Consider the following 26135-nt stretch of genomic DNA (forward strand, 5'->3'; position numbering starts at 1 on the left):
TCTTATGTCTTCTTTTTCTCGGTCTTTCTCTCGCCGCTCCCTGCTGCGCCTGGGTGTGGGCGCCTCCGCTGTTGCGGGTTCTGCGGCGCTGTTGAGTGCGTGTGGCTCGGGTAGCTCTAGCCAGCAGTCGGGCTCTCAGGGCGGTAGCCTGAGCGGTTCGAAGTCGAGCGCCAACCCGAATGGGTACAGCGATGATGGTCAGAACTATTCGGGTCTGGTGGAGTACACCCACTATGATGGTGCGTTGAATTATGAGCAGGGTACGGTGGATCATCCGCCGCGTAATGCCCCGAAGCCGAAGGTGACTGATAAGCTCTCGTTGAATACGGTGACGGGTTTCCATGAGGCGGTTGCTTATTTTGCGGCGGCTATGGATTATCTGGTGAAGACCGGTAGCACGGATGCGTTCTCGACCGGCATTCAGCTGTCCTCGAAGACTCGCTCTGAGGTGGATGCTCTGTCGGCGTCGATTCTGGCGGGTGTGGAGAAGGGTTCCTGGTATGTGAACCCGTCGGCTTCATATACTTTGGCGAGCGCTCAGCCGTCGATTATGAGCGATGGCAATCTGCTGTTTAAGGGTCAGTACACTCTGGACTTTGGTACGGAGGCGGTGGCTGAGGGCAAGATTCAGCCGGTGGTCGCCTCGGCGAGTGCTTCTGCCTCCGCGTCTGCGGAGCCTACTGAGCCGTCGGAGGATGCGCTGGTGTCTGATGCGGCATCCCCGAGCGCCTCTGCTTCTGCTTCCCCGAGTGCTACTGCTGCGGGTCCGGCTTCTCAGGTGACGATTCAGGAGTGCGATTTCCGCGGTCGTTACCACGCTGATTCGAAGATGTGGGAGCTGAGCGTGGCATACGGTGCCACCGTTCAAGGAGGCACCGCTCAGGGAGGCGCTTCTACCGCGAGTGCAGCAGCGTCCGGCGCAGCATCCGGTTCGGCTTCCCCGTCTACTTCCGCCTCCTCTTCTGCAGCCGTTTCTGCTGAGGCGTCTGCTACCTCCGCAGCGTCATAGTTCGTCATAACGCGTTTGTGTGCGAGGCGCTTCTCACGCTTCGCTTGGCCCAACTCTGTATCCTGTTGGGTTTGCGGCTAAACTGGTTGCAATCACCGACTGACTGAAAGGTATCACTATGTCCGAGAACCTGACCCGCCGCGCGGCGCTGGGTGTGCTGGGCGTCAGCTCTATGGCTTTGCTGGCGGCTTGTGGCTCTAAGGCTTCGTCTGAGGCGTCTGCATCTGCTTCTGGCTCTGAGAGCGCTTCTGCTACGGCTTCTGAGTCCGCTACTGCGTCCCCGTCGGCTTCGGCGTCTGCTTCCCCTTCCGCTTCTGCATCGGCTTCGCCTACTGCAACGAACTCTCCGCTGCCTAACGACAATAAGGATTACAGCGGTGTAGCGAAGCTGGAGAAGATGGAGGAGCACGGCGAGTACCAGCCGGGTAATGCTGAGCACCCGCCGCAGAACGTGCCGTCCCCGATTGTTCCGGAGGCTATGCACCAGAATTCGGTGGCTGGCTTCGCGGCGGCTCTGGCGTACTTCGGTGCGGCGTTTGAGTACCTGCTGCGTACCGGCGATATGCACTACATGAACGAGGTCAGCACCGACCAGGAGACCCTGGCGGCGATGAAGAAGTACGCGGATTCCACCAAGGCAGGTATTGAAGAAAAGAAGACCTGGTACGTGAACCCGACCGCTACCCTGACTATCGGTACTAAGCAGCCGGTTCTGGCGCAGGGTGCGTACAACTGGACCGTGACTCTGAACGTGGATCTGGGCGAGAAGCTGTTCAAGGACGGCAAGGAGCAGACCGTGGCGGCTGATAAGCGTCACGTGAAGATGTTCGGTGAGGCTGTTGGCCGCTACTTGAACAACAAGTGGGACCTGCACATGGACATCAACTAGTCCTCTGGGCTGGTTCTCTCCCCCGCTTTTGCGTCTTTTCCATCTCAGGATGCGGTTTTTCACTGTTTTTTCCATTGATGGCAATAAAATTTGTGGCTCCAGCTTGCGGTGAACAGAGTTCATCACTACTCTTATATATAGAGGTTGTCTTTTGGGCTACATAATGTTTCTAGAGAGCGCCGCACATTCATTGTCCTTTATCGAGAAAGGGTTTGTGCGGCGCTTTTCTGTACCCTCTTTTTGAACCTCGTTCCTTGAGGTTTTTCTCTGGCATTATTACGAACTGTGACCGCAGGTTTAAACCTGTCGCCGGCGAGTAGTAGAGTTGCCACGTAACCGATTATTCATTGCGGAGACCCCGTCGCGGCTGGCCTCCCCCAGGCTCATGTAAGGAGCACCCCATGGCAAAGATTCTCAACAGCATTGTTGAAGCAACCGGCCAGACCCCCCTGATTAAGCTGAACCGACTGGACGAGGGTCTTCCCGGTAACGTCGCGGTCAAGCTTGAGTTCTACAACCCTGCAGGTTCGGTCAAGGACCGTATCGGCCGCGCCATCATTGACGCTGCTGAGAAGTCGGGTGAGCTGAAGCCCGGCGGCACCATCGTTGAGGGTACTTCCGGTAACACCGGTATTGCGCTGGCTATGGTGGGTGCTGCTCGCGGTTACCGCGTCATCCTGACCATGCCGGAGACCATGTCTGCTGAGCGTCGCGTGCTGCTGCGCGCTTACGGTGCTCAGATTGTGCTGACCCCCGGTACCGAGGGTATGCGCGGCGCTGTGGAGAAGGCTAAGGAAATCGTTGCTACCACCGAGAACGCTATCCTGGCGTCTCAGTTCTCCAACGAGGCAAACCCCGCTATTCACTACAACACCACCGGCCCCGAGATTTGGGAAGCAACCGACGGCAAGGTCGACATTTTTGTGGCGGGTATTGGCACCGGCGGCACCATCTCCGGTACCGGTAAGTACCTGAAGGAGCAGAACCCTGACGTTAAGGTTGTTGCGGTTGAGCCGAAGGACTCCCCGCTGCTCTCTGAGGGTCGCGTTGGCCCCCACAAGATTCAGGGCCTGGGCGCTAACTTCGTTCCCGATACCCTGGACCGCGGCATCTACGATTCCGTGACCCCGGTCAGCGCTGAGGACGCTATGCGCACCTCCCGCCTGCTGGCTACCCAGGAAGGTATTCTGGGCGGTATTTCTTCCGGTGCGGCTGTTTGGGCTGCTCTGGAGGAGGCTAAGAAGTCCGAGAACAAGGACAAGCTGATCGTGGCTATCGTTCCCGACTTCGGTGAGCGTTACATCTCCACCGCTCTGTACGAGGATATCCGCGGCTAATTGAGCTTCTGAGCCCCCGTGTTAGTGGGAGGCATCAGTTTATAGTGCTACGCCCCGTCTGCCGGTTGCATACACGGTGGGCGGGGCGTTTCTATGCCCGCTGCGAAATAGAGACTCTGCGAGCTGACCGGCGAGGAGCTGAGCTGTCCCGCGGCTCCCCTGCTGTTCTTTTGCGCCGACCCGCGTGTATTCGCCGCGGCTGAGCAGTCAAACAGTCGGGTGCGTCCACCATATTGCTGATTGGGGCGGGAATAGCCGAAAGGGCCCCGTTGTTGGTACCTTTGGAAAGGTCGCACACATACAGAGCACGACCGATGAGGGAAAGGGAACCCAATGAGTTTTATTGCGCGTCTGCGTGAAGATATTGAGAACGTCCGCCAGCACGACCCTGCTGCGCGTGGTGCTGTCGAGATTGCGCTGAACTATTCGGGTATGCACGCTATTTGGGTTCACCGTCTGACCCATAAGCTCTGGCAGAAGGATGAGACGAAGGCTCTGGCTCGTACTCTCTCGCAGTTTGCGCGTTTTCTGACCGGCGTGGAGATTCACCCCGGCGCGACTATTGGCCGCCGTTTCTTTATCGATCACGGCATGGGCATTGTGATTGGTGAGACCGCTGAGGTTGGCGACGACGTGATGCTGTACCACGGCGTGACCCTGGGTGGTCGCTCCCTGGAGAAGGTGAAGCGCCACCCCACCATTGGTGACCGCGTGACCATTGGTGCCGGTGCGAAGGTTCTGGGTCCGGTGGTTATTGGCGCCGATAGTGCTATTGGCGCGAACGCCGTGGTGGTCAACGATCACCCCGCCGATTCGATTATTACCGGCATTCCGGCAAAGCACCGCCCGCGTACCCCGGAGAAGAAGAAGCCGCTGGTGGACGCTGTGGAATACATTGACCCCGCCATGTGGATTTAGTGCTTGCTGGCGTTTTGAGCCCGTAGAGGCGCGCCTGGTGGCTCCTGGGTAACTTCCTGGCTAGACTCTGCAAGCGCTCTCCCCCGCCGCGTTCCTGAGATATATCGTGAGATACCTCGGGGACTGCCCTATCAAGACATAACGAAAGCCCGCCCCGACCGGATTCTCATCCAGCCGGGGCGGGCTTTTGTGTTCAGCTACGGGAGCTTAGTGAACGTGAATGTCCGCTGCGTTCACCTCGGAACGGTCACCGCTCCACATGGTGTGGAAGGCGCCCTCTTCGTCAATACGACCGTAGGTGTGCGCACCGAAGAAGTCACGCTGACCCTGAATCAGGGATGCGGGCAGGCGGTCGCGGCGCAGACCGTCGTAGTAGGACAGCGCGGAAGCGAACACCGGAACGGGGATACCCAGTGCGGTTGCCTTAGCCACCACGCGACGCCAGGAAGGAACGAGCTCCTCCATGAGGTTCTTGAAGGCGGGTGCCAGTAGCATGTTTGCGGGAGCTTCATCAGCGTAGGCGGCCATGATGTCGCCCAGCAGCTCGGCACGGATGATGCAGCCTGCACGCCACAGCGATGCGATGGTGTCCAGCTTCAGGTCCCAGCCGTATTCCTTGCCTGCGCGGGTGAGTAGGTCCATGCCCTGTGCGTACGCAACGAGCTTGGATGCGAAGAGCGCGCGGCGCACGTCCTCAACGAACTCGGGGTCGCCTGCACCGATACCGGTGGTTGCGATCAGGCCTGCGGGCAGTTCACGCTGTGCCTGCTCGCGCTGCTCACGCTCGGAGGAGGAGAGGGCGCGTGCGAACACGGACTCTGCGATAGCGGAGACGGGGGAACCGAGGTCCAGGCCAGCCTTAGCGGTCCACAGGCCGGTACCCTTCTGACCCGCTGCGTCAACGATCACGTCAACCAGGGGCTTGCCGGTCTTTGCGTCTACCTGTGCGAGCACCTCAGCGGTGATTTCAATCAGGTAGGAGCTCAGGTCGGTCTTGTTCCATTCCTTGAAAATCTCTGCCTGCTGTGCGGGCTCGATGCCTGCGATGGAGCGGAGAATGTCGTAAGCCTCGCCGATGACCTGCATGTCGGCGTACTCGATGCCGTTGTGGACCATCTTCACGAAGTGGCCCGCGCCGTCGGTGGAGATCCATGCGCAGCAGGGTGCGCCGTCCTGGGGTGCCTTTGCTGCGATCTTCTCGAGCATGGGGCCGAGGTGCTTGTAGGACTCTGCCGAGCCGCCGGGCATCATGGAGGGACCCCAGAGAGCGCCCTCTTCGCCGCCGGAGACGCCGACGCCCACGAAGTGCAGGCCCTTCTCGGCCAGTGCGCGCTCGCGGCGGATAGTGTCGGGGAAGTGGGAGTTACCGCCATCGATAATGATGTCGCCCTCATCGAGCATGGGGGTGAGCTGCTCGATAACAGCGTCGACGGGTGCGCCCGCCTTGACCATAATCAGGATGCGGCGGGGAGACTCGAGGGAGTCGACGAGTTCCTGCAGGGACTCGGTGCGGATGAAGTCGCCGTCTGCGCCGTGCTCAGCCAGCAGTGCGTCGGTCTTCTCTACGGAACGGTTGTGCAGTGCCACGGTGTAGCCGTTACGTGCCAGGTTGCGGGCAAGGTTTGCACCCATGACAGCAAGGCCGGTGACACCAATCTGTGCCTTCTTGTTTTCAGTCATGTATATAAGGATACGCGCTGAGGGCAGGCTATATATAGGTGGAGTGCACTTTTATGCTCTGAAGAGTCGCCCTTCTCACTCTTGGAGAAATATAGTGCTTGGAGAAAGCGCTGAGGACACAAGCTGAGGATACAAAAAACCCCGGTACCTTGCGGTACCGGGGCAATCGGTGGGTCCTACCGGGATCGAACCGATGACATCCACGGTGTAAACGTGGCGCTCTACCAGCTGAGCTAAAGACCCGTAGTTCTCACTGTTTCGTTTGACGACCCAGTGGCGAACACAAGAAGAAACTATACGGGCTTTCGGTATGACATGCAAATCCAAGACACGTGTTCTATGTCTCAATATTTTTTTCATTTTCCCACCGCACCCAACATCAAGCCACACCAAGCCACAGCTACCCTCCCCCTCAGAAACAAGCCACACCCCCTTGTTCCGCGCCATTTCGCCAACCCCGCCATTCCGCGCCATTTAGGTGCAAAAAGACCCTAACTAGTACTTTTGATGCGCATTTTTCCCACTCAGATAGTCACAATGCGAAACCCACACCACAAAAACCCCCATTTGAGACCAAGAGCCCCAGCTTTAGGTCTAAGATAGTAGAGATAAGAAGCGAAGTGGGTCTCACAGACCTATAACGCTTAAACACAAAGATTGTTCGACAACGCAACAACGCGCGGCGGGCGATCTCACAACCGCACAGAAGAGAGGTTGGATTAGTTTGGCTAACGTACCGAACGAGCACTCCCTGAGCACCCTTCTCGATGGCTTCAAGGACATCGACGTAGAAGAGACCCAGGAGTGGGCCGAGTCCCTCGAGGACCTTATCAAGACTCACGGCACCGAGCGTGCAGAGTACATCCTTCGCGCACTGCTCAAGGAGGCTGGCGCAAAGGGCGTTAAGGTCCCGACTCTGGTCAAGACCGACTACATCAACACCATCCCCGTCGACCAGCAGCCCGAGTACCCCGGCGATGAGGAACTCGAGCGCCAGTACCGCGCATGGATTCGTTGGAACGCAGCAATCATGGTTCAGCGTGCCCAGAAGAAGGGCATCGGCGTTGGCGGTCACATCTCCACCTTCGCAGGTGTGGCTGACCTCTACGAAATGGGCCAGAACCACTTCTTCCGCGGCCGCAACCACCCCGGTGGCGGTGACCAGGTCTTCTTCCAGGGTCACTCCTCCCCCGGTGTCTACTCCCGCGCATTCGTTGAAGGCGTCCTGACCGAAGAGCAGATGGACGGCTTCCGCCAGGAGAAGACCAAGGGCGCAAACGGTATTCCTTCGTACCCGCACCCCCGTTGCATGCCCGAGTTCTGGCAGTTCCCGACCGTGTCCATGGGTCTGGGCCCCCTGAACGCAATTCACCAGGCATCCTTCAACAAGTACCTGCACAACCACAAGATCAAGGACACCTCCGAGCAGCACGTCTGGGCATTCCTGGGCGACGGCGAGATGGACGAGCCCGAGTCGCGTGGTGCACTGCAGCTGGCTGCAAACGAGCACCTGGACAACCTGACCTTCGTCGTCAACTGCAACCTGCAGCGTCTGGACGGCCCCGTTCGTGGTAACGGCAAGATCGTTCAGGAGCTCGAGGCATTCTTCCGCGGCGCAGGCTGGCACGTCATCAAGGTCCTGTGGGGCTCCGACTACGACGAGCTGCTCAAGAAGGACAAGAGCGGCAAGCTCATCCAGCTGATGAACGAGACCCTCGACGGTGACTACCAGACCTTCCGTGGCGAAGACGGTGGCTACATCCGCGAGCACTTCTTCGGCAAGTACCCCGAGACCAAGGAACTGGTTGCAGACCTGACCGACGAGCAGATTTTCAACCTGCGCCTGGGTGGCCACGACGACAAGAAGCTCTACGCAGCCTACAAGGAAGCTATGGAGACCAAGGGCAAGCCCACCGTCATCCTGGCACAGTCCATTAAGGGTGCGGAGCTCGGCCCCTACTTCGAGGCACGTAACTCCACCCACCAGATCAAGAAGTTCACCATGGAAGCACTGAAGGGCTTCCGTGACCACCTGAACATCCCCATCTCCGACGAGGAGCTGGAGAAGGATCTGTACAACCCGCCGTACTACCTGCCCGAGGCAAACCACCCGGCACTGCAGTACATGCAGGCACGCCGTAAGGAACTCGGCGGTTACATCCCCGGCCGTGCAAACACCCAGCCTGAGATTATCCTGCCCGAGTCCAAGGTCTACGCACAGACCAAGAAGGGCTCCGGCAAGCAGACCGCTGCTACCACCATGGCGTTCGTCCGCCTGATGAAGGACCTCATGCGCGTGAAGGGCTTCGGTCACCGTATCGCCCCCATCACCCCCGATGAGGCACGTACCTTCGGTATGGATTCCTTCTTCCCCTCGGCTAAGCTGTACAACCCCAACGGCCAGAACTACGTGCCCGTTGACCACCAGCTGATGCTGACCTACACCGAGTCCCCCGAGGGCCAGATTGTTCACGTGGGTATTAACGAGGCAGGCGCAACCGCTGCGTTCATCGCACTGGGCTCCTCTTACGACACCCATGGCGAGCCGATGATCCCGATTTACATCTTCTACTCGATGTTCGGCTTCCAGCGCACCGGCGACGGCTTCTGGGCTGCTGCCGACCAGCTGTGCCGCGGCTTCGTCATCGGTGCAACCGCAGGTCGTACCACCCTGTCCGGTGAGGGTCTGCAGCACAACGACGGCCACTCCCCGATCCTGGCCTCCACCAACCCGGCCTTCAAGATCTACGACCCGGCTTACGGCTACGAGATTGCTCACATCGTGGAGCGCGGTATCGAGCAGATGTACGGCACCAAGGACGAAGACCACAACGTCATGTACTACCTGACCGTGTACAACGAGCCGATTCACCAGCCTGCTGAACCGGCAAACGTTGACGTTGAGGGCATCATCAAGGGTATCCACAAGATCAGCGACTCCCCGCTGACCTCCGGCCCCAAGGCACAGCTGCTGGCATCCGGCGTTGCTGTTCCGTGGGCTGAGAAGGCTCAGAAGCTGCTGGCTGAGGACTGGGGCGTCTCCGCAGACGTCTGGTCTGTCACCTCGTGGACCGAGCTGCGCCGCGACGGCATTGCCGCTGAGGAAGAGGCTCTGCTGAACCCGAACCAGCCCGCTCGCGTTCCTTACGTGACCCAGAAGCTGGCAGGCGCTGCTGGCCCGATCATCGCGACCACCGACTTCGCTTCGGATGTTCCCGACCAGATCCGCCAGTTCGTTCCGAACGACTTCGCAACCCTGGGTGCTGACGGCTTCGGCTTCGCAGACACCCGCCCGGGTGCACGTCGCTTCTTCCACATCGATGCAGAGTCGGTTGTTGTCCGCACCCTGCAGATGCTGGCAAAGCGCGGCGAGGTTGCAGCAGACGTTCCCGCGAAGGCATTCGCTAAGTACGACCTGCTGAACGTGAACGCTAACTCCGAGCTGGAGCAGCACTAAGCATTTAGCGGTAGAACCTCGGTTCTGCGTTAGACGCTAAACGATGCCCCCGGTTGATGATTTATCAACCGGGGGCATTCGTTTTTAACTGTGAAGGGGTGCAGGATACCCGAGCTGCTTCCTGTTGATATGGTCGTTGACTATGCGTTTCTCATGTAATAAATCAGACGTGACCGGAGTTTTGGTTGCCGTGCGCACCTAGCCGGTGGTAGGCTTTAACCACCCTTCAACTATGATATTCGCCATAGTATTGGTGGATATTTTAGGGTGCCCTACCAGCATTACGGGGGGGGGCACGACTCACTCATCTATGAGTATTTGCCCTCCATAACCCATAGGGGTTCATGATGAAGCTCTAGAATACTCTCCCAGCAGTAACGACGCTGCAGAAACACCCTTGTGCGTGGTCTGCCATAGCGTCTTGGCCTTTCGCTATGGGTGCACTCCCAAGCTAGCAGGCACTCCCCCGAGATTCTGCTTATCGCTCTGGGATTCACATAGATTCCAGATTCTCTCGACACCCATATTCACCGGGTCATATGCTTTGCAACAATCAGCAAAATACAGCCCCGCTTTCTTTACTGTCACATATTCTTTATCCAATTAAGGAGGGAGAATCATGAACCTCAAGAAAATCTTTCAGCCCGCAATGGCCATAACGTTTGCATTCACACTAGCCTGCACATCCTGTTCTACAGGCCCGCAACTAGAACGTGATGAAACAGCCCAAGCAACTCTAGACTATAAAAACAACCGAATCATTACTCCACTCGAAGAATACAATGAAATTTTCGATGAAAATTCCCTGTATTACACTCAAGCCTTGGAAATTCTCAGGCAGCGCTGTTTCGCAAAACACGGCCAATCCTACGAAATATATATCCCGGATATAGAAGATATTAAAATTAATTCGTCCGGTCGCGAGTTTGGTCTCTGGAACCCCGAATACTCCGCCAAATATGGAAACTTCAAGCGATCCGGGAATGCACCATCATCCGGGGGCTATGACACAAAAATTATGGAACAGTGCATGCCTGAAATTTCAGCCACTATGAAAGAGATTGCGGGCATCAGCATCGAAGAGCAGGGTGGCCTCTCAGAAGCCTATCGTCGAATCTACGGCCAATCCTATGCAGCTGCCATGAATCATCCCGAATGGAAAAAATACCGTGAAGCATGGTGGAAATGCCTATCGGATAAAGGTCTAACGCCACGAAAAGGCGACGAAGAATGGGAAACACAAGAACTATCAAATGCAACCCGCGCTAGCGGTGATAATAATGCCCCGGCATCAGAAGAAGAAATTCGACTCAGCGTCATTGAAGCACAATGCAGTAAAGATACAGGAATGGCTCAAGGTCTTGCCAATCTTGTAGCTTCATATCAAAAACCGCTTATTCGAGATAACGAAACAAAACTAGAAGAACAGCGACAGCGGCAATCAGAAGTTAATCTTCGGTATAAAGAGTGGGTTCTCAAAAACCAATGAATATAAATGCCCCCGGTTGATAAATCATCAACCGGGGGCATTCGTGTTTTAACTCGTGCTTTACCTGAGTTGCATGTTTTAACTGATGTAGCCCGGAGGTAACGACTATTACCTCCGGGCTAATTCAGTTACTTGTGGGCGTTGGCGAGTTTAGCCTGCGAAGTGGCCGGTCACCTCCGCCAGACGCGCCGGGTTCACCAGATCAGGGTGCGTACCCTCCAACAGCACCGAACGGAACGACGACGCATGCGCCGCCCAACCCGCCGCATCCAGGTACGGCTGATCCTCGTGCGGCACACCCACCAGCAACACGTCCCCATCAAAGAACGCCTGCTCGGCACCACGCATGAGTGCCGCCGAAGCACGCATACTACCCAGGCACACGCCCAACTTCTCCTCCGGCAGGTAACCCATCGCCGAACCTGCCCTCTGCAGACGTTCTAGGGTACCCGGCAAATCAAGCTGCTCGTCGGCGGCAGGCTCTGGCAGACCGCCCATACGCAACAGCGCACGGAAGCTCTCCTGCTCATCCGGCGCAGGCACACCCTGCCACTGCTCCGAAGGATACGCATCCAGCAGGATGACGCGCTCAACCTGCGCGCCCGCGGCCTGTGCCAACGCCGCAACCTGCACCGCGGCAGTACCGCCCACGGACCAGCCCATCAACGCAAAACGACGCGGCAACGAACGATCCGCCAGAGTCTTCTCAATCAGCTTCAGATAGCCCTCAGCCAGCTCCTGCAGGGTCGACGCAAACCCGGCCTGCGGGTCAGAGAACGCCTCAGCTTGCAGAGCGTACACGCCCTGCTGCGCCGGAAGATGCGAGAGATACCCCGCATAGCACCAGCCCAAACCACCCGCGGGCGGCAGAATAAACAGCGGCGCGGGGGCTTCGTCATGCGCGGCAGGATGCTCGCCCTGGGCCACAACGTGCTCACGCAGCGGCAGCACCGGTGCGAACTCCGCACCCTCACCGCGCTCGCCCGCAATGGACGCCGCCAACGCCTGCACGGTCGGATGCGCAAACAGCGCACCGATGCTCACGCTCAAACCCAGCTGCTCCTCAACCGCGGCAATCACCTCAAGAGCCGCCAACGAATGACCGCCCGAAGCGAAGAAATCTTCGTCCACGCCGAAACGCTCACGCCCCAGCACGCCCGCAATAATCGAGCACAGCTGTTGCTCCAGCAGACCGTGCGGGCCCTCGGCATCGGAAGTCTGCGGGGTCAGGTCGAGGGTCGCCAACAGCTTGCGATCCGCCTTACCGGAGGGGCTCACCGGCAACGCAGGCAGGGTGTGCCACAGGGTCGGAACCATGTAGTCCGGCAGGACCTGCGCGCAATGCTCACGCGCCGCCTCCACCAGCTGCTCGGCACGCTCGGCGGGCACATCGCCCACCTCCAGCACCGCCGCCAGGGCAGGCTCACGCAGACCGCGGTACAGCAGAGCCACCGAAGCGGTCACGCCCTCAACCGCAGCAAGAGCCATCTCAATATCACCCAGCTCCAGGCGCTGACCGCGCACCTTAATCTGATAGTCCGTGCGACCACGGTAGCCAATGACGGCACGGCCGTCGGGAAGAATCTCCCAGCACGCCAAATCACCCGTACGGTACAGGCGCTGGCTCTCGCCGTTCAGCAACGCGAGCGCACCGGCGGGAGCCTGCTCCACGAAAGCCGCCTCGGTTGCCTGCGGGTTGTTCTTGTAGCCGCGCGCCAGCTGCACACCCGACAGGTGCAGTTCACCCGTCACGCCCACCGGCACGGGGTGGCCGGTCGGGTCAAGAATCAGGGTGCCGGTGTTCCAGACGGGCTCACCAATGGGCACGCTCTCGCGCTGCGGGTCGGCGGAAGTCTCCCAGAAGGTCACGTCCACCGCCGCCTCGGTCGGGCCGTAGAGGTTCAGCGGGTACACGCCCAGAACCTCGCCCGCGGCCTGCACCTGGTCCTTCTGCAGGGCCTCACCAGAGCAGACCACGTAGCGCAGGGGCTGGTCTCGATCCCGGCCGAATCCGGCATCAGCCAGAATGCGGCGCGCCGCCGGCGACGAGGTCAACGCCGACAGCATGGTCGGCACAAAATGAACCGCCGTGACGGACTGCTCGGCGAACACGCGCGCCAAGTAGGCGGGGTCGCGGTGACCCTCCGGGGCGGCAATGACCACGGCAGCGCCCTCGGCGAGCGGCCAGTACAGCTCCCACACGTGAACGTCAAAGGAGATGGGGGTCTTGTGCAGAACGCGGTCGCCCTCCCCCACCGGAATCTGGTGCTGCTGCCAGCGCAGGCGGTTATCAATCGCGCGGTGGCTAATGGCAACGCCCTTCGGGCGGCCCGTGGAGCCGGAGGTGAAGAGCACGTAAGCGTCCTCGTCCAGGCCGGTTTTCGTGCCCGGAAGCTCCTCTGCGGCGGGTGCAGAGGAGAGTGCCCGGGTGGGCTCGTCAGTGCTCAGCAGCGGCAGAGTGTGCTGGGGCAGGTTCGCGTGACGCGCAGGCTCCTGCGGGTTCAGCTCCTCCGCACTCAGCGGGTGCAGACCGGGGCCGTGCAGAAGCAGGGAACATTCGGCGTCCTCCATCATCACGCCCACACGCTCGGCGGGCAGATCCGGAAGCACCGGCACATAGGTGGCACCCGCGTACAGCAGGGCGTACAGCGCCACGTACTGCTCGGCGCCGCGGTGCACGCGCAGGCCCACCGCATCACCGGGGCGAACGCCCCAGTCCAGCAGCTGCGCGGCAAGCGCACGGGCGCGCTCATCCAGCTCGGCGTAGGTGAGGGCGCGGTCAAAGACGTAGGCGCGATCCGACTCGGGGGTGAGCACCTCACCGGGCGCGGGGGCAGAATCCAGCACCGCGAGCGCCTGCGGATGCGCCGCCACCGCCTCACGGAAGCGACCCAGCAGGGTCTTGTACTCCATCGGGTGCTCGGTAAGCACCGGGGCGGTCAGCTCGCGCAGGGTCGCAAGCTCCGCCTCGGTCGCCAAACCAAGGTTGTTCAGGGAGGCGCCCTCGCGCTGCGCCTCCGCCGCGTAGGCGGGCAGCCACTCGCGCAGGCGGGCGGCGTGACGTTCCAGCTCCTCAGCGGTGTAGAGCGCCGGGTTCATGTCAATCTCGCAGGAGATGCTGTTGCCGCGGCCGGGCATGCCGCGCAGGGTGAAGGTCGCGTCAGCAACGGGACCGGCAGAGATATTGTGAATACGCGCAGTCGGTACCGGCTGTACAGTTCCGGACTCGTCCTTCGAGGGTGCCGCCAGCGGTAGCACCGCGTCAAAGGGCACCACGTTAATCTGCGCACCAAACAGCCTGGACTGGGCGTTACGCGCGGTACGTTCGAGGTCTTCCTGACGAGCCAGCGGATGCTCCGCGTTGCGGGCGTACTGTTCCTTCACCGAGTGCAGGGACTCCGAGATGGGGCAGGTCGCCGCAACCTGCACCGGCAGAACGTTCACCGCGGTACAGCCGGTCTGCGCGCTCGCCGTACCCAGGGCGCGGGTCGCCTCCGGCAGGGTGCGGGCGAACATGCGGTTCATCTGCGGCACGCCGAACGAAGCCTGCGGGTAGCCGCCCACACGCGCCAGGTAGGAGCCGACGGCGGCGGTCGCCAGCACGGGCCAGGAGACAGCGTGCTGCTTTGCCGCATCCAGCAGGGCCTGCTGGGTGGGCACGTCAATGCTGAACGCCAGGCGCACAGACTGCGCCGACGGGGAGGCGGTACGACCCGCCAGCGAGGTGTCTTCCTGTTCCAGGGCGCCGCTCGCCTCCCAGAATGCGAGGTCTTCGTCACGGGCGGCGGAGGCGGCTTCGTCAGCATCGAGCAACTGCTGCAGGCTCATGCGGCGGGTTGCCGGAACCGGCTGACCGGCGGACAGGGCGCGGTAAATAGCGGCGACGCGGGAGAGGCCGTTGAACGCGGCGAACCCGTCGGCAACCACGTGGGAGAAGGAGTGGTAGACCCAGAGGAACCCGCCGTAACGCGCTACGGCGCTGCGCACGGTCACGCCCTCATCGGTGGCGAGGGGCTGGGCGAGCAGACGCTGCGCCCAGGCGCGCACGGGCGCGGGCAAATCAGAGTCAGGCAGGTCAGAGGCGTTCTCCTCCGCCTCGACGGTGCCGTTCAGCTCCCCCTCTTCCAGTTCCCCTTCATCCACGAGCAGGTCAATACCCGCAAGGAACGCCTCAAGCGGCAGAATCTGCTGGGAGGCGGCACCATCGGCAATGCGGGTGCGCACGCGGAAGCCCTCGTTCTCGCGGTAGAGCTGCACCAGCGCCTCACGCAGTATGGTGAGGTCGGTGTCCGCGGGGCATTGCAGAACCTCCGCGGTGTTGTAGCAGGGGTTCGACGGGTCAATCGCCGCGGCAAAATAGATGCCGCGTGCATTGGTGGTCAGCGGCAGCCAGGGGCTGTCAGCGCTGTGCGGTGCGGGGTGAGTCGCGGCGGTGCGAGTATCGGAAGCAGTCTCGGAGCTAGCGGGTGCGGTAGTATCAGCTACGCCCATGGTGGCCTCTCTGAGGGGGTCTCAACGTTGAATGTGTGGGTTTGCGCAAGTCCATACAGTTTTGCGCGAGGTTGCGCCTGCAAAAGCGCTAAATCCGGCAGCAGCGCCGAACCAGATAGCGATGCCAATCACGGCGGAGTACATGCTCAACGCCCCGGACACTCGCAGAACCGGCGGCACCCTACAGTGCCTACCGGCGTGACGAGCCTCCGGGGCGCTACACGTATTTAGCCCAGGCGGGAGGCGATGAACTCCACGGTCGGGTTCTCCACCAGCTCGGTAAACTCAATCACGGCGCCCTCAGCGGCAAGGTCGTCGAGCAGGGCGAAGCAGCCCATCGAGTCCATGCCCAGGGAGAACAGATCGGTGGTCGGCTCGTCAAAAGCGGTCTGCAGGGAGTCGGGCTCGACGATGTACTTCTCCATGATGGGGCGCAGAGTCTCAAATGCGGACATTTTTCTCCTCAATAGGGGTAGGGGGCTTAAGGTTTAGCCGAAAATGGTCAGCTCAAAGGGTTTAGCCGAAAATTTCGGCAAGCTTGGCGCGCAGTTCGCGGCGAGAAATCTTACCCACGTTCGTGGTGGGCAGCTCCTGCAGAACCTGCACGCGCTCGGGGATCTTGAAGTCGGCGAGCTTCTTCGAGGTGAAGAACTCGTGCATCGTGCGGCGCGGGTTTTCGCCCAGGTCGGCGCCTTCCTTCGGCACAATGACCAGGCCCACGCGCTCGCCCACGGTCTCATCCGGGATGCCCAGAACCACGGCGTCAAAAACGTCGGGGTGGGTCAGCGCCAGCTCTTCGATTTCGTCCACGGCAATCTTCTCGCCGTTGCGGTTAATCTGGTCCTTCGCGCGGCCGGTCACCTCAAGGTACTTACCTGCCACCAGGCGCACGATGTCGCCGGTGCGGTAGAAGCCGTCCTCGGTGAAGCCGTAGCGGTTCGCGTTTTCCTCCAGGTAGTAGCCGCGAATCGTGTACGGGCCGCGGGTGAGCAGGTGGCCGCTCTCGCCGCGCTTGACCGGCTGGTCCTGATCATCAACAATCAGGATTTCGTCGTCGGGGCTAATCGGGTAACCCTGGGTCCGCAGGCGCAGCTCAATCATGTCGGTGGAACGGGTGTAGTTCACCAGGCCCTCAGCCATGCCGAACACCTGCTGAACCGTGCAGCCGAGCACGGACTCAATCTTGCCTGCAACCGCCGGAGCGAGCTTCGAACCGCCCACCTGCAGGGTCTGCAGGGACGGCAGGGACACGCCGCGCTTCTCCGCGGAAGCAACCCACGCCTGAGCCAGCGGCGGCACCAGCGCGGAGGTGGTCACACCCTCCATCTCGATGAGGTGGAACGCGGTCTGCGGGGACGGATCCGCCGCAAACACGAGCTTGCCGGAGGCGCACATAACGCCCAGAATACCGGGCGAGCTCATCGTGAAGTTGTGCGCGGCGGGCAGCACCACGAGCATGGTCGTGTTGTTGTTCAGCTTGCAGATATCGACCGAGCCGCGCACCGAGTACAGGTAGGCGGCGTGGGTGCGAGGAATCAGCTTCGAAATGCCGGTCGTACCGCCGGAAAGCTGCAGGAACGCCACCTGCTCGCTCGCGCGGGTCTTCTCGGTGTTCTGGATGACGCCGGGCACGAACTCTTCGGCGAGCTCCTCCTCCGTCAGCGGGGTCAGCGGCTCCGCAACGTCAATAGCAACCGGCGGCTCCAGGGAGTTCTTGCGCAGCTCGGCGGCAACGTCCTCGTGCAGGGCGGTGAAATCCGCGCCGGGGGTCAGCGAAGAGAACACGTGCGCCGCCGCATCGGTGCGGGTCGCAAAGTGCACGAGCTCGGTGGTGCGGTGCTGCGGCAGGCAGAACACCGGCAGCGCAGCCGCCCAGAAAATACCCAGCAGGTACACCAGGTACTCGGCGGTGTTACCCAGCTGCAGCAGCACGCGGTCGCCCGGCTGCACGCCAGCCTTCACGAGGCGCGCCGCAGCGGCACGACCTGCCGCCTCCAGCTCACCGTAGGAGAGGCGAATCTGCTGGGGCTTGCCGTCCTCATCGAGCTGCGCGTGCGAAAGCGCCACCAGCGCCGGGAAGTGCGGCTTCGCACGGCAGGCATCCAGCAGGAACTCGGGGATAGTCTGGTCAATCCAGTAGCCGGCTTCGCGGTACTTCGCGGCAAAAGACTCGGGGATGAGCGGCGTGGGGGCCAGGGGGCTACGTTCTACGGTCATCTTCTCTCGATTTCTGTGTCGTTTGCGGTTTCTATAGCGCTCACGTTGTGTTCGCAGCGTGATGCCATCTCGTCAATGAGGGCGGGTGCGCAACCTGCGCCGGGTACCTTTCGGTACCCCTCGCGGCGCGGTAGTGCTACACCTCTCTTAGGCTGTACTTCTCTAGGATACGGGCGCGGCGGTGTTTACCCTAACGGGAGCCCCGCACGCCCACCATGCGGGGCGGGCTCTAGCGGGGACCCATCCCGTAGAAGCTTAGGCGGCATCTCGCTGATCCTCCGCGGAGCCCCGCTCAGCGTCAGTCTCCTGACGGCAAGAAGCAATCATGCGCTCCAGTGCCGGCACAATCGCGCCGCGCCAGCACGCATAATCATGGCCGCCGTTGAAGGTCGTGCAACGCGCATTCTTCAGGCCCAGCTTCCCCAGGCGCTCCTTCAGCTCGCGGTGAGGAGGCACCAGAATCCACTCCTGCTCCCCCACCTCAATCTCAAGCTGCAGGTGGCGCAGACGATCAATCTCGCCCGCCGCCTCCAGCTCGTCCAGGCGGTCCATCACCTGCGGCTGCCACAGCGACGAAGACTGCGCAATCGCGCCGCCAAACGCCTCCGGACGGCTCAGCACCGCCAGCAGGGAGGACAGGCCACCCAGCGACTGGCCGTTAATCACAATGTTCTGCGGGTCGGTCTTAATGCCGTGCACCGCCTCCAGGTGCGGGAACGCAATCTCCACCAGGTAGTCGGCAATCGGGTTGTCGCCGTTCAGTTCCTTCCAGCGGTTCTCACGACCGCCGGAGTGCAGGAAGAACACGTGCATCGCCGGAATACGGCCCGCCTCATGGGCGCGGTTGAGGGTCTGTTCCATGCCCTGGCTGAACCACATCTCACCGTCGAACTGCACGAACAGCGGCGCATCCGGGGCGGGGTCACCCACGCGGCCGAGTACGTACTGGTGGCCGTCAGAGGTCTGCATCCACTCGGGGGCGGGCAGCGCGTCAATCTCTTCCTGAGTCAGGATGAACTCCTGCACCGGCGCGTGCTCAAGCTGCACCACGCCCATGCAACGGCCAATACGGTTACACACAGTCTCAGGGTTCAGCGGGTCGCCCTCGCCGGAGTCCAGGGCGGCGCGCAGGCGCACCTGGTCGTCGTCACCCAGCCAGGCGGGGCGCTCGCCGGGCAGCGCCGGCAGGAAATTGTAGGAGGCACGCCAGGTGGTTTCCATCTGCATGCTCAGCTGCCACCAGCCGGTGCCCTCGATGCGGGTCATGAGGGAACGGTCGAGGTTCTTCTCATCGGTCAGGCGGTTGATGAACATGAGCACCTGCTCCGCCTGCTCATTGTGGTAGAGGAAGGTGACGATGCGCTCGTTCTCGCTGATGCTGCCGTCTTCGCGGTGCACCGGCTCAATAATGGGGGTGCCCTCGGAGACGACCTCAACGATGCGGGCGTTCAGCTCTTCGCAGCTGACCGCCTCGGCAATGAGGGCGCTGATGAGGGGGCTGTCCACGCGCGGTGCCGGTACGGGGCGCGGGGTCTTAGGAGGGGTCGGGCGCACAGCCGGCGCAACGGTACGCGGCTGCGCAGGGGCAGTCTGCACAGAAGCAGACTGTACACAAATGCTCTGCGCGGGAACGGTCGCGGTGGGTTCGTGCTCGCCCAACGGTTCCTCCTTGGTCTGTGGAAACACTCAATCGGTGAGAAACGGTGAGGAGGCGCATTATCGTTAGTTAGCCTCTACTACCTCACTCTATGGTATCCCTTACCCAAACTCTAGCCAAAGGGAAAAGCGAAAGAACCAAAACATGACAAGATGACAGCGAGCGCGGGCATTTTTTCGCCTCCACCCCCCCCCAAAAAAAACGGGGTCGAAAATTGGGGCGCCAAGAATAGGCTGCACAAATACGCGGCAAAAACGGGCGGTTAAATGAGATGAGGCACCGAGACCGTGCATCAAACCTCTCAAATTGCAACTCTCAAGTCGCACCTTTCAAGGTCTCATGCGGCAGTCTCGGTGCCTCATCTGCGGGTTCCCAAAATGGAACCTACCCAGTGCTCGTTTCCGTTCATGCGTCAAAGACGGGCGAGCACCGGGTAGGCGCCCTACGCGCAGGGGATCCTGGGTCCCTCAGATCCTAACGTTCGCTGCTTGGCGCAATGCCGAGCTTTTCCACCCGTACTGAGACAGGTGGCGCAAACTCCCACGCGGCTTAGGGGCGAAAACTTATTTGCTTTCGCGGGCCGCCGAAATAGCGTCAGCGGCAATATGAATTGTTTGGTTCTCCTTAGGAATCACCAGAGGAGTACCAGTGCATGGATCAGGAATAATGACCGATTGCAGGTCAAAAACTTCCTGGATAAGTTCCGGTGTAATTATCGCACGCGGATCGCCCTGAGCGATAATCCGACCCTGCTTCATTAACACAACATGAGTAGCATACCTGAAAGCAAGGTTCAGGTCATGCAACACCACGGCTACCGTTCGGCCTTCGGAGTGCAACTTCTTCGTCAGGTTCAGCACCTCAATCTGGTGCGTGATGTCCAGGTAGGTGGTCGGCTCATCCAGCAGAATCAGGGGGGTCTGCTGCGCCAGGGTCATGGCAATCCACACACGCTGACGCTGACCGCCCGAGAGCGCCTCAATGGGGCGTTCCGCAAGCTCCAGCACGTTCGCCGCCTGCATCGCCTCCACGCAAGCTTGCTCGTCCTCATCGGACCAGGAGCGCAGCAGCGACTGGTGCGGGTAGCGGCCGCGCGCCACCACATCCGCCACGGTCACGCCGCTGGGCGCCTCCGGGGTCTGCGGTAGCATCGCCAGAATCTTTGCGATAGCGCGAGACTTCATCTGCGGCAGCGGGGTGCCGTCCAGGCGAACCTCACCCTCCTTGAGCGGGTTCACACGGGCAAGAGCCTTCAGGGTGGTCGACTTGCCGCAGGCGTTCGGGCCCAGGATAACGGTCAGCTCTCCCTCCGGCACCTGAAAATCTACCCCGTTGAGCACCGTATGCTCACCGTAGGCAACCACCATGTTCTCGCCTTCAAGGCGGGTCGTCACACTAGTGTTCACTAGCTCTTCTTCCTTTCGAGGTAAATCAGGTAAATCAGGTACAGGCCGCCAATCGCGCCGGTCACCACACCCACCTGAATGATGCGTCCGGGAACAGCGAATCGGCCAATCAGGTCAGAGCCGAGCACCATGAGCGCGCCCATGAGTGCCGCGGAGGTGAAGCCCACCCCGCCGCTGCGGGAGAGGGTCTTCGCGATGTGCGGTGCCGCCAGAGCAACAAAGGCAATCGGGCCGGTCGTCGCGGTCGCCAACGACACCAGAAGCACACCAATAAACAGCGCCGCCACACGGTACGCATTCACGCTCACGCCCAAACCGGATGCCACCTGGTCGCCAAAACGAATCGCGCCCAGCGGGCGGACCAGCATCAGCAGCAGCGGAGTCACCACGAGCAGCAGGCCCAGCAACGCGTAGGTGCGCTCCCACGTGATGTCATTCAGCGAACCAGCCAACCAGGATGCGGCGGTCTGCGCCTGAGTCAGCGAAGCACGCACCACCAGCAGCGCGTTGAACGCCGCCAGGGTCGAGCCCACACCAATACCGACCAGCACCAGGCGGAAGCCGTGCAGACCCGTACGGCGAGTCAACAACCACACCAGCACCGAAGTCGCCAAGCCACCAACAACGGCACCCAGAGCAACCTCAACGGGGCCCGAATTGAACACAATAATCTGCAGAAGCGCACCGGTCGCGGCACCATTCGTGAAGCCGATAATATCCGGCGAACCCAGGGCATTACCCGAAATCACCTGGAAAATCGCACCCGACAGACCAAGCGCCGCGCCCACCAGAAGCGCCGCCACAATACGCGCCGCACGCTGCTGAGCGAAGGCCACAGCAATCTGCTTGCCCTCACCCATCAACGCCGGAATGACCTTCTCCGGGGCGAGCTTATAGTCACCCTGCAGCATGCCCCAAAACGCCAGCGCCGCAATCAGCACTACCAACGCCACATTCAGAATCAGCACACGCCACGGTACCTGAGCACTCACAGGACCGCGCACAGTCAGCACCGGGCGGCCACCCAAATCACGGCCGCGACGACGCGCAGAACGGTTCATGGAGGCGGTTGCAGTCGAAACAGCGGAAGAATTCGACATTAGAGAGCCTCCACCTTACGACGAGTCATCAAGAACAAGAACACCGGGGCACCGGCAAGAGTCGCCACAATACCCACCTGAGTCTCCTGCGGAGCCACCAGCACACGCGCCAACACGTCAGCACACAGCAGCCACACCGGACCCAACAGCGCCGAACCATAATTCACCCAGCGCACATCATTACCGAGCAGAGCACGCACCACAAAAGGCACCGCCAAACCCACAAAACCAATCGGACCCACCGCAGCAGTCGCCGCACCGGCAAGCACCGTCACCGCAAGAAGAGTCAGGTTCTGGGTCGTACGCACGCTCACGCCGAGGCTGGTCGCCGCCTCCTCGCCCATGCTCAGAGCATTAATCGCGGGAGCCACAAAGAACGCCACCAGCACACCCAGCACAATCACCGGGCCCACCGTCGACGCGATATCCATGCCGCGGCCCTCCAGCGAACCGGCAACCCACACACGGAACTCGTTATACGCATCCTGATCAGCCAAAATCAGGCCCTGCGCAATCGCCGACAGCGCCGCAGAAATCGCCACACCCGCCAGCGCAAGCTTCACAATCGAGCCGTCACGGCCACGACCCAGCGTATACACCAGCACCGCAGCCAACGCGCCACCAATTGTCGCAGCAATCATGTACTGCCAAATACCCATCACGCCAAAAACCACCACGGAAGCAATCACAGCCACCGCAGCACCGGCATTCACACCCATCAGGCCGGGCTCAGCCAACGGGTTACGGGTCAGCGACTGCATCAGCGAACCGGCAACAGCCAACGCCGCACCCGCCGCAAGACCCACCAGGGTACGCGGAATACGCTGCTCCATCACAATCGTCTGCGCCTGCTCAGAAGCAGTGCCATTGAAAACAGCCAGAACCTCATCCGGCGGAAGATTATTCGATCCGAACAGCAAAGAAGCAGCCACAGCACCCGCCAAAAGCACCGCAAACAAGAACAGAAAAGCCAGGCGCTTACCCAACTTCTGCCCCTGAATCACAGACCCCTGACGGGACGTACTCTCCTGCTGAACACCTCGGGACAATGAGCTCGTGCGGGCCACTATGCTCCTTATGCTCGATACAAGAAAACAGGGAGGCGCACCCGGCACCCCACTGAAAGAGGGGGCACCCGGCACACCGGTAGATAACGAGAGAAACGCCGGAGCGGGCGGGTCACTCCCCCACCCGCATCCGACGTTAAGTCTTAGCGCTTACGGGCCAGCAGCAGCGCAGCGGCACCCACCACGCTCACGCCCAGAACCACCACGCCAACCCACGGGAACGCAGCACCGTAAGTCACGGTCTGCACGGTGGATGCGGTGTTAGCCGCGCCCGAAGCCGAAGCGCTCGGGTTCGACGCGGTACCGCGCGCAACAGCCGAAGAGGACGCGCTCGCCGAAGCGGTCGCCTTCTTCTCGCCCGCAGCGGCAGATGCCGAAGGCGCAGAGGAAGCGTTAGAAGAACCAGAGGTAGTACCGGAAGAATCAGCCTCCGAGTTCAGGCGATCGTACTCTTCCTTGGTGATGGTGTTGCCATCAGCGTCGGTGTACACGGTCTCAGCCTCAGCCGCACCACCTGCAGAACCGTTGGAGGAGCCGTTCGAGCCGCCGTTGGACGAGGACTCGTTGGAGTCGTTAGAGCCCTGAGCGTCGTCTGCAGAGTCGGAGTTGTTAGAGTTCGAGCCGCCATTCGAGGAACCGCCGTTGCTCTTCGAGCTGGAAGAGCCACGGTTCGAGGAAGAACCCGAAGAGTTCGAGGAGGAGTTATCCGAACCGCCCTCACCCACCACGGTGAACTCGGGGCTACGGTTGGTGTACGCCTCGGTACCCAGGTACTTGCCGTCCTTATCGCGCTTCTCACCGGTCGCGAGGAAACGCAGGGTGTGGGTGCCAGCGCCAACATCCGGCAGAACGAAAGAACCGGAGACGTTGCCGTTGCTGTCGGTCTTCTGGGTGTGCACCACGCAAGCGCCCTGAGCCGCATCGGAGGGGCACAGGTCGCCGTCGTCAACCTTCACGGACACCACAGTGTTCGCGGGGAAACCGCTCACGCTAAAGGAAATCACGCCGTGCTCATTCACCGAAGAAGAGACAGTCGAGGAGGTGCCGGGGGTAGATGCCTTCGCACCGCCCGGAGGCAGAGCGGAAGCGGTGCCAACGCCCAAGCCCAGCGCCAGGGTTGCGGCGGCGCAGGCGGTCAGCGCCTTAGAGGTCAGGGAAGCCTTCGGGGCTCCCGAAAAAGGTGCACGCATGGTGGTCCTTTCAAAAATTACCGGGGTCGAGCTGAACGCTACGAGGATCGCGTCAGTGCTGTTCAGCGGGTTGTGACCCGAGTGGTTCGTGGGGCATCCGGCCCACACCCCTGTTCAAGGGTGCGGGGCGTGAACCGGTGCCGGTGTGAATGTGTGGTCAGAGAGCTTACTTCTTGGAGGTGCGCAGAATCAGAGCCGCAGCCAAAACCACCAGGCCAGCCGCCGAGAGCAGCAGGTTGTTGGCGTTGTTGACCACCCACTTGGTCAGGCCGGTCAGCTCAGTACCCTCAATGACCGGGCCCTGTGCCTTAGTGCCCGCAGCGGAGTTCTGGGAGCCCTGCGTGTTCTGCGAGTTCTTCGAACCGGATACGCCCGCAGCCTTCACAGCCTTCTTTGCGTTAGCCTCGGTCTTCTGCAGGTTGGTTGCCAGGTTCTTCTGCGCGCTCTGAACCTTCGCCTTAGCCTGCACGCGGTTCACGACCGGAGCGGTGCTCTGCGAGAGCGCGGCGAGGGATGCGTCCACGTCGGTGGCGCGGGTGCTGATGCGGCCGCCCGCGTTACGCATGGGAACCGGCGCGGTGGAGGTGCTGGTTGCGGGGTTCTCGTTCAGCTCTTCGACCAGCTGGTCGTTGGCGTCCTGCTCATCGCGGGAAACTTCCTGACGAGGGGTAACAGCACGTTCCACGGTCATGTCGGCAAAACCGAGCACGGCGTTCTGCGCACCCTGGTTGCCGTTGTGAACGACCACGCGGTAGGTGGCGGCGGGCATGCTCACGCTGGTTTCGTAGCTGAAGCTGCGGTTACCGTCGAGGCGCTTCCAGCCGGAGCCGTAGAGGGTCTGCGGGGAGTTGCCCAGGTAGGTCGCAGCGTACACCCAGGTGCCCGGCTCGGCGTTCGGCACGGTCACGGTCACGGTGGAGCCCTCGCGGCTCACCTGCACGCCGTTACCGTCGGTCAGTTCGGAGGCGCTAATCGGCTCGGGTGCATCACCGGGTGCGTACTCGCCGATGGTGAAGGTGGTGTTCACGCCGCCCTGGCTGTTGGTGCCGCCGTAGGTTCCGGAGCGGTCACCGTCACGCAGGCTACCGGTCAGCAGTCGCAGGGTGTGCTCACCGGAGGCGTACTTTGCTGCGTCTTCGTCGTTCTTGAAGGCCGCGTTCTCGCGGGTGGGCAGGTCAATCCAGGCGTCAATGTGGCCGTTCTCATCGGGGGTAACAATAGCCCAGATGGTGCGGTTGTCGTGGACCGCGGTGGCGTCGTTGCGGGACACCTTGCCGTCGTCAATCTTCAGACCAATGACGGATGCCTTCTTGTCCTCGGGGTTGCACCAGCCATCACCGGTAAGGTGCAGCTTGCCACCCTGAACAGCCTTCGGGTTCTCGATGGTCAGACGCGGGGTGAAGGAGCCGTCAGCGGGAGCGCAGGTTTTCGAGTCTGCGCTGGGTTCGGGGGTCGGCTCTGCGGTAGGTGCGGGGGTGGGTTCTGCAGTTGCGCTGGGGTCAGCGGTAGCAGAGGGGTCTGCTGTAGGCTCAGCGGTTGCAGAAGGCTCTGCGGTTGCGCTGGGGTCAGCAGTCGCAGAAGGCTCAGCGGTCGGTGCCGGGCTCGGAGCCGGGTCGCTCAGCGTAATATTCTGCGACACAGATGCACGACGGTCGTAGGTGTTGCCGTCAGCGTCGGTACCGCCCAGGGAGCCGGAAAGCACCTGAATACGGTGGCTGGTGCCTTCCACGGTCCAGCCCTTGTTCTTGAGCTGTTCAGCGGTCAGACCGGTGTTTTCGGGGGTCGGCAGGGGGACCTCAACCTCGAAGGTGCCGTCCTCCTTGGCGATTGCCATGAAGTTCGCAGGCGAGTTGCCGCCCTGCTTGGTGAGCGGGTTAATCGCCTGGTGCGCCTCATCCGGCAGGGCGTCGAGGAACTTCACGGCGAACACTGCGCCGCGGCCGGATGCGGTGCTGGTGAAGCCGGTTCCGCGCAGCACGAGCTTGCCCTCGCGCCACTTCTCGGTGGAGATGGTCACGGCAGCCTTAGCGTCCTGCTGGGTAGCGGCGGGGGTGTCCGCGAATGCGATGGTGGTGCCGGTCAGTGCCGCTCCGGGGGTGATGAGCGCGCCGGCAAGCGCCACGACGGCACCGTAGCGGGCTGCGGTGCGTGCGGGTCGGGTTTCGGTCATTGTGGTCCTTGAGGATGGTGTGGTGGGTCGTGCATCCCCTTCCCGCCGCGGCGTGTGG

General features: G+C 61.3%; 16 protein-coding genes and 1 tRNA gene. 6 read left to right on the plus strand and 11 right to left on the minus strand.

Annotated elements, in window-relative coordinates; translation table 11 throughout:
- The first annotated feature begins 4 nt into the window (after positions 1-4).
- The 4 genes from AB8E48_RS00180 (at position 5) to epsC (ending at position 4153) form a co-directional block, all read left to right on the plus strand.
- Complete coding sequence (locus tag AB8E48_RS00180) at positions 5-1009, plus strand: DUF6318 family protein (RefSeq protein WP_368885342.1); 1005 nt, start codon at positions 5-7, stop codon at positions 1007-1009.
- Positions 1010-1127: 118 nt separating this feature from the next.
- Positions 1128-1898 carry a DUF6318 family protein gene (locus AB8E48_RS00185; protein WP_368885343.1) on the plus strand — a complete coding sequence of 257 codons (771 nt, stop codon included), beginning with the start codon at positions 1128-1130 and terminating at the stop codon, positions 1896-1898.
- Between the two features lie 401 nt (positions 1899-2299).
- On the plus strand, positions 2300-3235 hold the full coding sequence (cysK, locus tag AB8E48_RS00190) for a cysteine synthase A (RefSeq protein ID WP_368885344.1): 936 nt from the start codon (positions 2300-2302) through the stop codon (positions 3233-3235).
- Positions 3236-3568: 333 nt separating this feature from the next.
- Entirely contained in the window at positions 3569-4153 is a 585-nt protein-coding gene (gene epsC, locus AB8E48_RS00195) for a serine O-acetyltransferase EpsC (RefSeq protein WP_005507433.1), read from the plus strand.
- Between the two features lie 207 nt (positions 4154-4360).
- Here the strand turns inward: epsC and gndA are convergent, their stop codons facing one another.
- Entirely contained in the window at positions 4361-5833 is a 1473-nt protein-coding gene (gene gndA, locus AB8E48_RS00200) for an NADP-dependent phosphogluconate dehydrogenase (protein WP_368885345.1), read from the minus strand.
- A 170-nt stretch (positions 5834-6003) separates the two neighbouring features.
- Positions 6004-6076, minus strand: a tRNA-Val gene (locus tag AB8E48_RS00205).
- Between the two features lie 481 nt (positions 6077-6557).
- On the opposite strand from AB8E48_RS00205, the gene aceE reads away from it, so the two are divergent.
- Positions 6558-9290 (plus strand): pyruvate dehydrogenase (acetyl-transferring), homodimeric type, encoded by a 2733-nt coding sequence (gene aceE / locus AB8E48_RS00210; RefSeq protein WP_368885346.1) that lies wholly within the window; start codon positions 6558-6560, stop codon positions 9288-9290.
- 619 nt (positions 9291-9909) lie between these two features.
- The gene (locus AB8E48_RS00215) at positions 9910-10779 is read left to right on the plus strand and encodes a hypothetical protein (protein WP_368885347.1); all 870 of its coding nucleotides are present in this window, start codon (positions 9910-9912) and stop codon (positions 10777-10779) included.
- A 150-nt stretch (positions 10780-10929) separates the two neighbouring features.
- On the opposite strand, the gene AB8E48_RS00220 is transcribed toward AB8E48_RS00215, so the two are convergent.
- From AB8E48_RS00220 to AB8E48_RS00260, 9 genes are all read right to left on the minus strand, one after another.
- Positions 10930-15270 carry an amino acid adenylation domain-containing protein gene (locus AB8E48_RS00220; protein ID WP_368885348.1) on the minus strand — a complete coding sequence of 1447 codons (4341 nt, stop codon included), beginning with the start codon at positions 15268-15270 and terminating at the stop codon, positions 10930-10932.
- A 227-nt stretch (positions 15271-15497) separates the two neighbouring features.
- Positions 15498-15725: a phosphopantetheine-binding protein gene (locus AB8E48_RS00225; protein WP_294628908.1), complete on the minus strand. Its 228-nt coding sequence runs from the start codon at positions 15723-15725 to the stop codon at positions 15498-15500.
- Between the two features lie 61 nt (positions 15726-15786).
- Positions 15787-17487, minus strand: a complete 1701-nt coding sequence (locus tag AB8E48_RS00230) for a (2,3-dihydroxybenzoyl)adenylate synthase (RefSeq protein ID WP_368885349.1) — start codon at positions 17485-17487, stop codon at positions 15787-15789.
- Positions 17488-17742: 255 nt separating this feature from the next.
- Positions 17743-19146 (minus strand): enterochelin esterase domain-containing protein, encoded by a 1404-nt coding sequence (locus AB8E48_RS00235; protein WP_368885350.1) that lies wholly within the window; start codon positions 19144-19146, stop codon positions 17743-17745.
- A 561-nt stretch (positions 19147-19707) separates the two neighbouring features.
- Positions 19708-20550 (minus strand): ABC transporter ATP-binding protein, encoded by an 843-nt coding sequence (locus AB8E48_RS00240; protein WP_070634751.1) that lies wholly within the window; start codon positions 20548-20550, stop codon positions 19708-19710.
- Positions 20550-21650: a FecCD family ABC transporter permease gene (locus AB8E48_RS00245; RefSeq protein WP_368885351.1), complete on the minus strand. Its 1101-nt coding sequence runs from the start codon at positions 21648-21650 to the stop codon at positions 20550-20552. The genes AB8E48_RS00240 and AB8E48_RS00245 overlap by 1 nt, the downstream gene beginning before the upstream one ends.
- Positions 21650-22654 carry a FecCD family ABC transporter permease gene (locus AB8E48_RS00250; RefSeq protein WP_070599786.1) on the minus strand — a complete coding sequence of 335 codons (1005 nt, stop codon included), beginning with the start codon at positions 22652-22654 and terminating at the stop codon, positions 21650-21652. The genes AB8E48_RS00245 and AB8E48_RS00250 overlap by 1 nt, the downstream gene beginning before the upstream one ends.
- A gap of 206 nt (positions 22655-22860) precedes the next feature.
- Positions 22861-23907 (minus strand): plasmid partitioning protein, encoded by a 1047-nt coding sequence (locus tag AB8E48_RS00255; RefSeq protein WP_368885352.1) that lies wholly within the window; start codon positions 23905-23907, stop codon positions 22861-22863.
- 166 nt (positions 23908-24073) lie between these two features.
- Positions 24074-26077: a peptidase gene (locus AB8E48_RS00260; RefSeq protein WP_368885353.1), complete on the minus strand. Its 2004-nt coding sequence runs from the start codon at positions 26075-26077 to the stop codon at positions 24074-24076.
- Positions 26078-26135: the final 58 nt, after the last annotated feature.

It is taken from the genome of Rothia mucilaginosa (assembly GCF_964211445.1).
Taxonomy (GTDB): domain Bacteria; phylum Actinomycetota; class Actinomycetes; order Actinomycetales; family Micrococcaceae; genus Rothia; species Rothia mucilaginosa_E.

Bases quoted from the DNA above. Each gene is read 5' to 3' on its own strand.
- epsC (WP_005507433.1), top strand. From the start codon at position 3,569: ATGAGTTTTATTGCGCGTCTGCGTGAAGATATTGAGAACGTCCGCCAG.
- AB8E48_RS00230 (WP_368885349.1), bottom strand. From the start codon at position 17,487: ATGACCGTAGAACGTAGCCCCCTGGCCCCCACGCCGCTCATCCCCGAG.
- AB8E48_RS00180 (WP_368885342.1), top strand. From the start codon at position 5: ATGTCTTCTTTTTCTCGGTCTTTCTCTCGCCGCTCCCTGCTGCGCCTG.
- AB8E48_RS00255 (WP_368885352.1), bottom strand. From the start codon at position 23,907: ATGCGTGCACCTTTTTCGGGAGCCCCGAAGGCTTCCCTGACCTCTAAG.
- gndA (WP_368885345.1), bottom strand. From the start codon at position 5,833: ATGACTGAAAACAAGAAGGCACAGATTGGTGTCACCGGCCTTGCTGTC.
- AB8E48_RS00185 (WP_368885343.1), top strand. From the start codon at position 1,128: ATGTCCGAGAACCTGACCCGCCGCGCGGCGCTGGGTGTGCTGGGCGTC.
- AB8E48_RS00245 (WP_368885351.1), bottom strand. From the start codon at position 21,650: ATGTCGAATTCTTCCGCTGTTTCGACTGCAACCGCCTCCATGAACCGT.
- AB8E48_RS00220 (WP_368885348.1), bottom strand. From the start codon at position 15,270: ATGGGCGTAGCTGATACTACCGCACCCGCTAGCTCCGAGACTGCTTCC.
- AB8E48_RS00225 (WP_294628908.1), bottom strand. From the start codon at position 15,725: ATGTCCGCATTTGAGACTCTGCGCCCCATCATGGAGAAGTACATCGTC.
- AB8E48_RS00215 (WP_368885347.1), top strand. From the start codon at position 9,910: ATGAACCTCAAGAAAATCTTTCAGCCCGCAATGGCCATAACGTTTGCA.
- cysK (WP_368885344.1), top strand. From the start codon at position 2,300: ATGGCAAAGATTCTCAACAGCATTGTTGAAGCAACCGGCCAGACCCCC.
- AB8E48_RS00260 (WP_368885353.1), bottom strand. From the start codon at position 26,077: ATGACCGAAACCCGACCCGCACGCACCGCAGCCCGCTACGGTGCCGTC.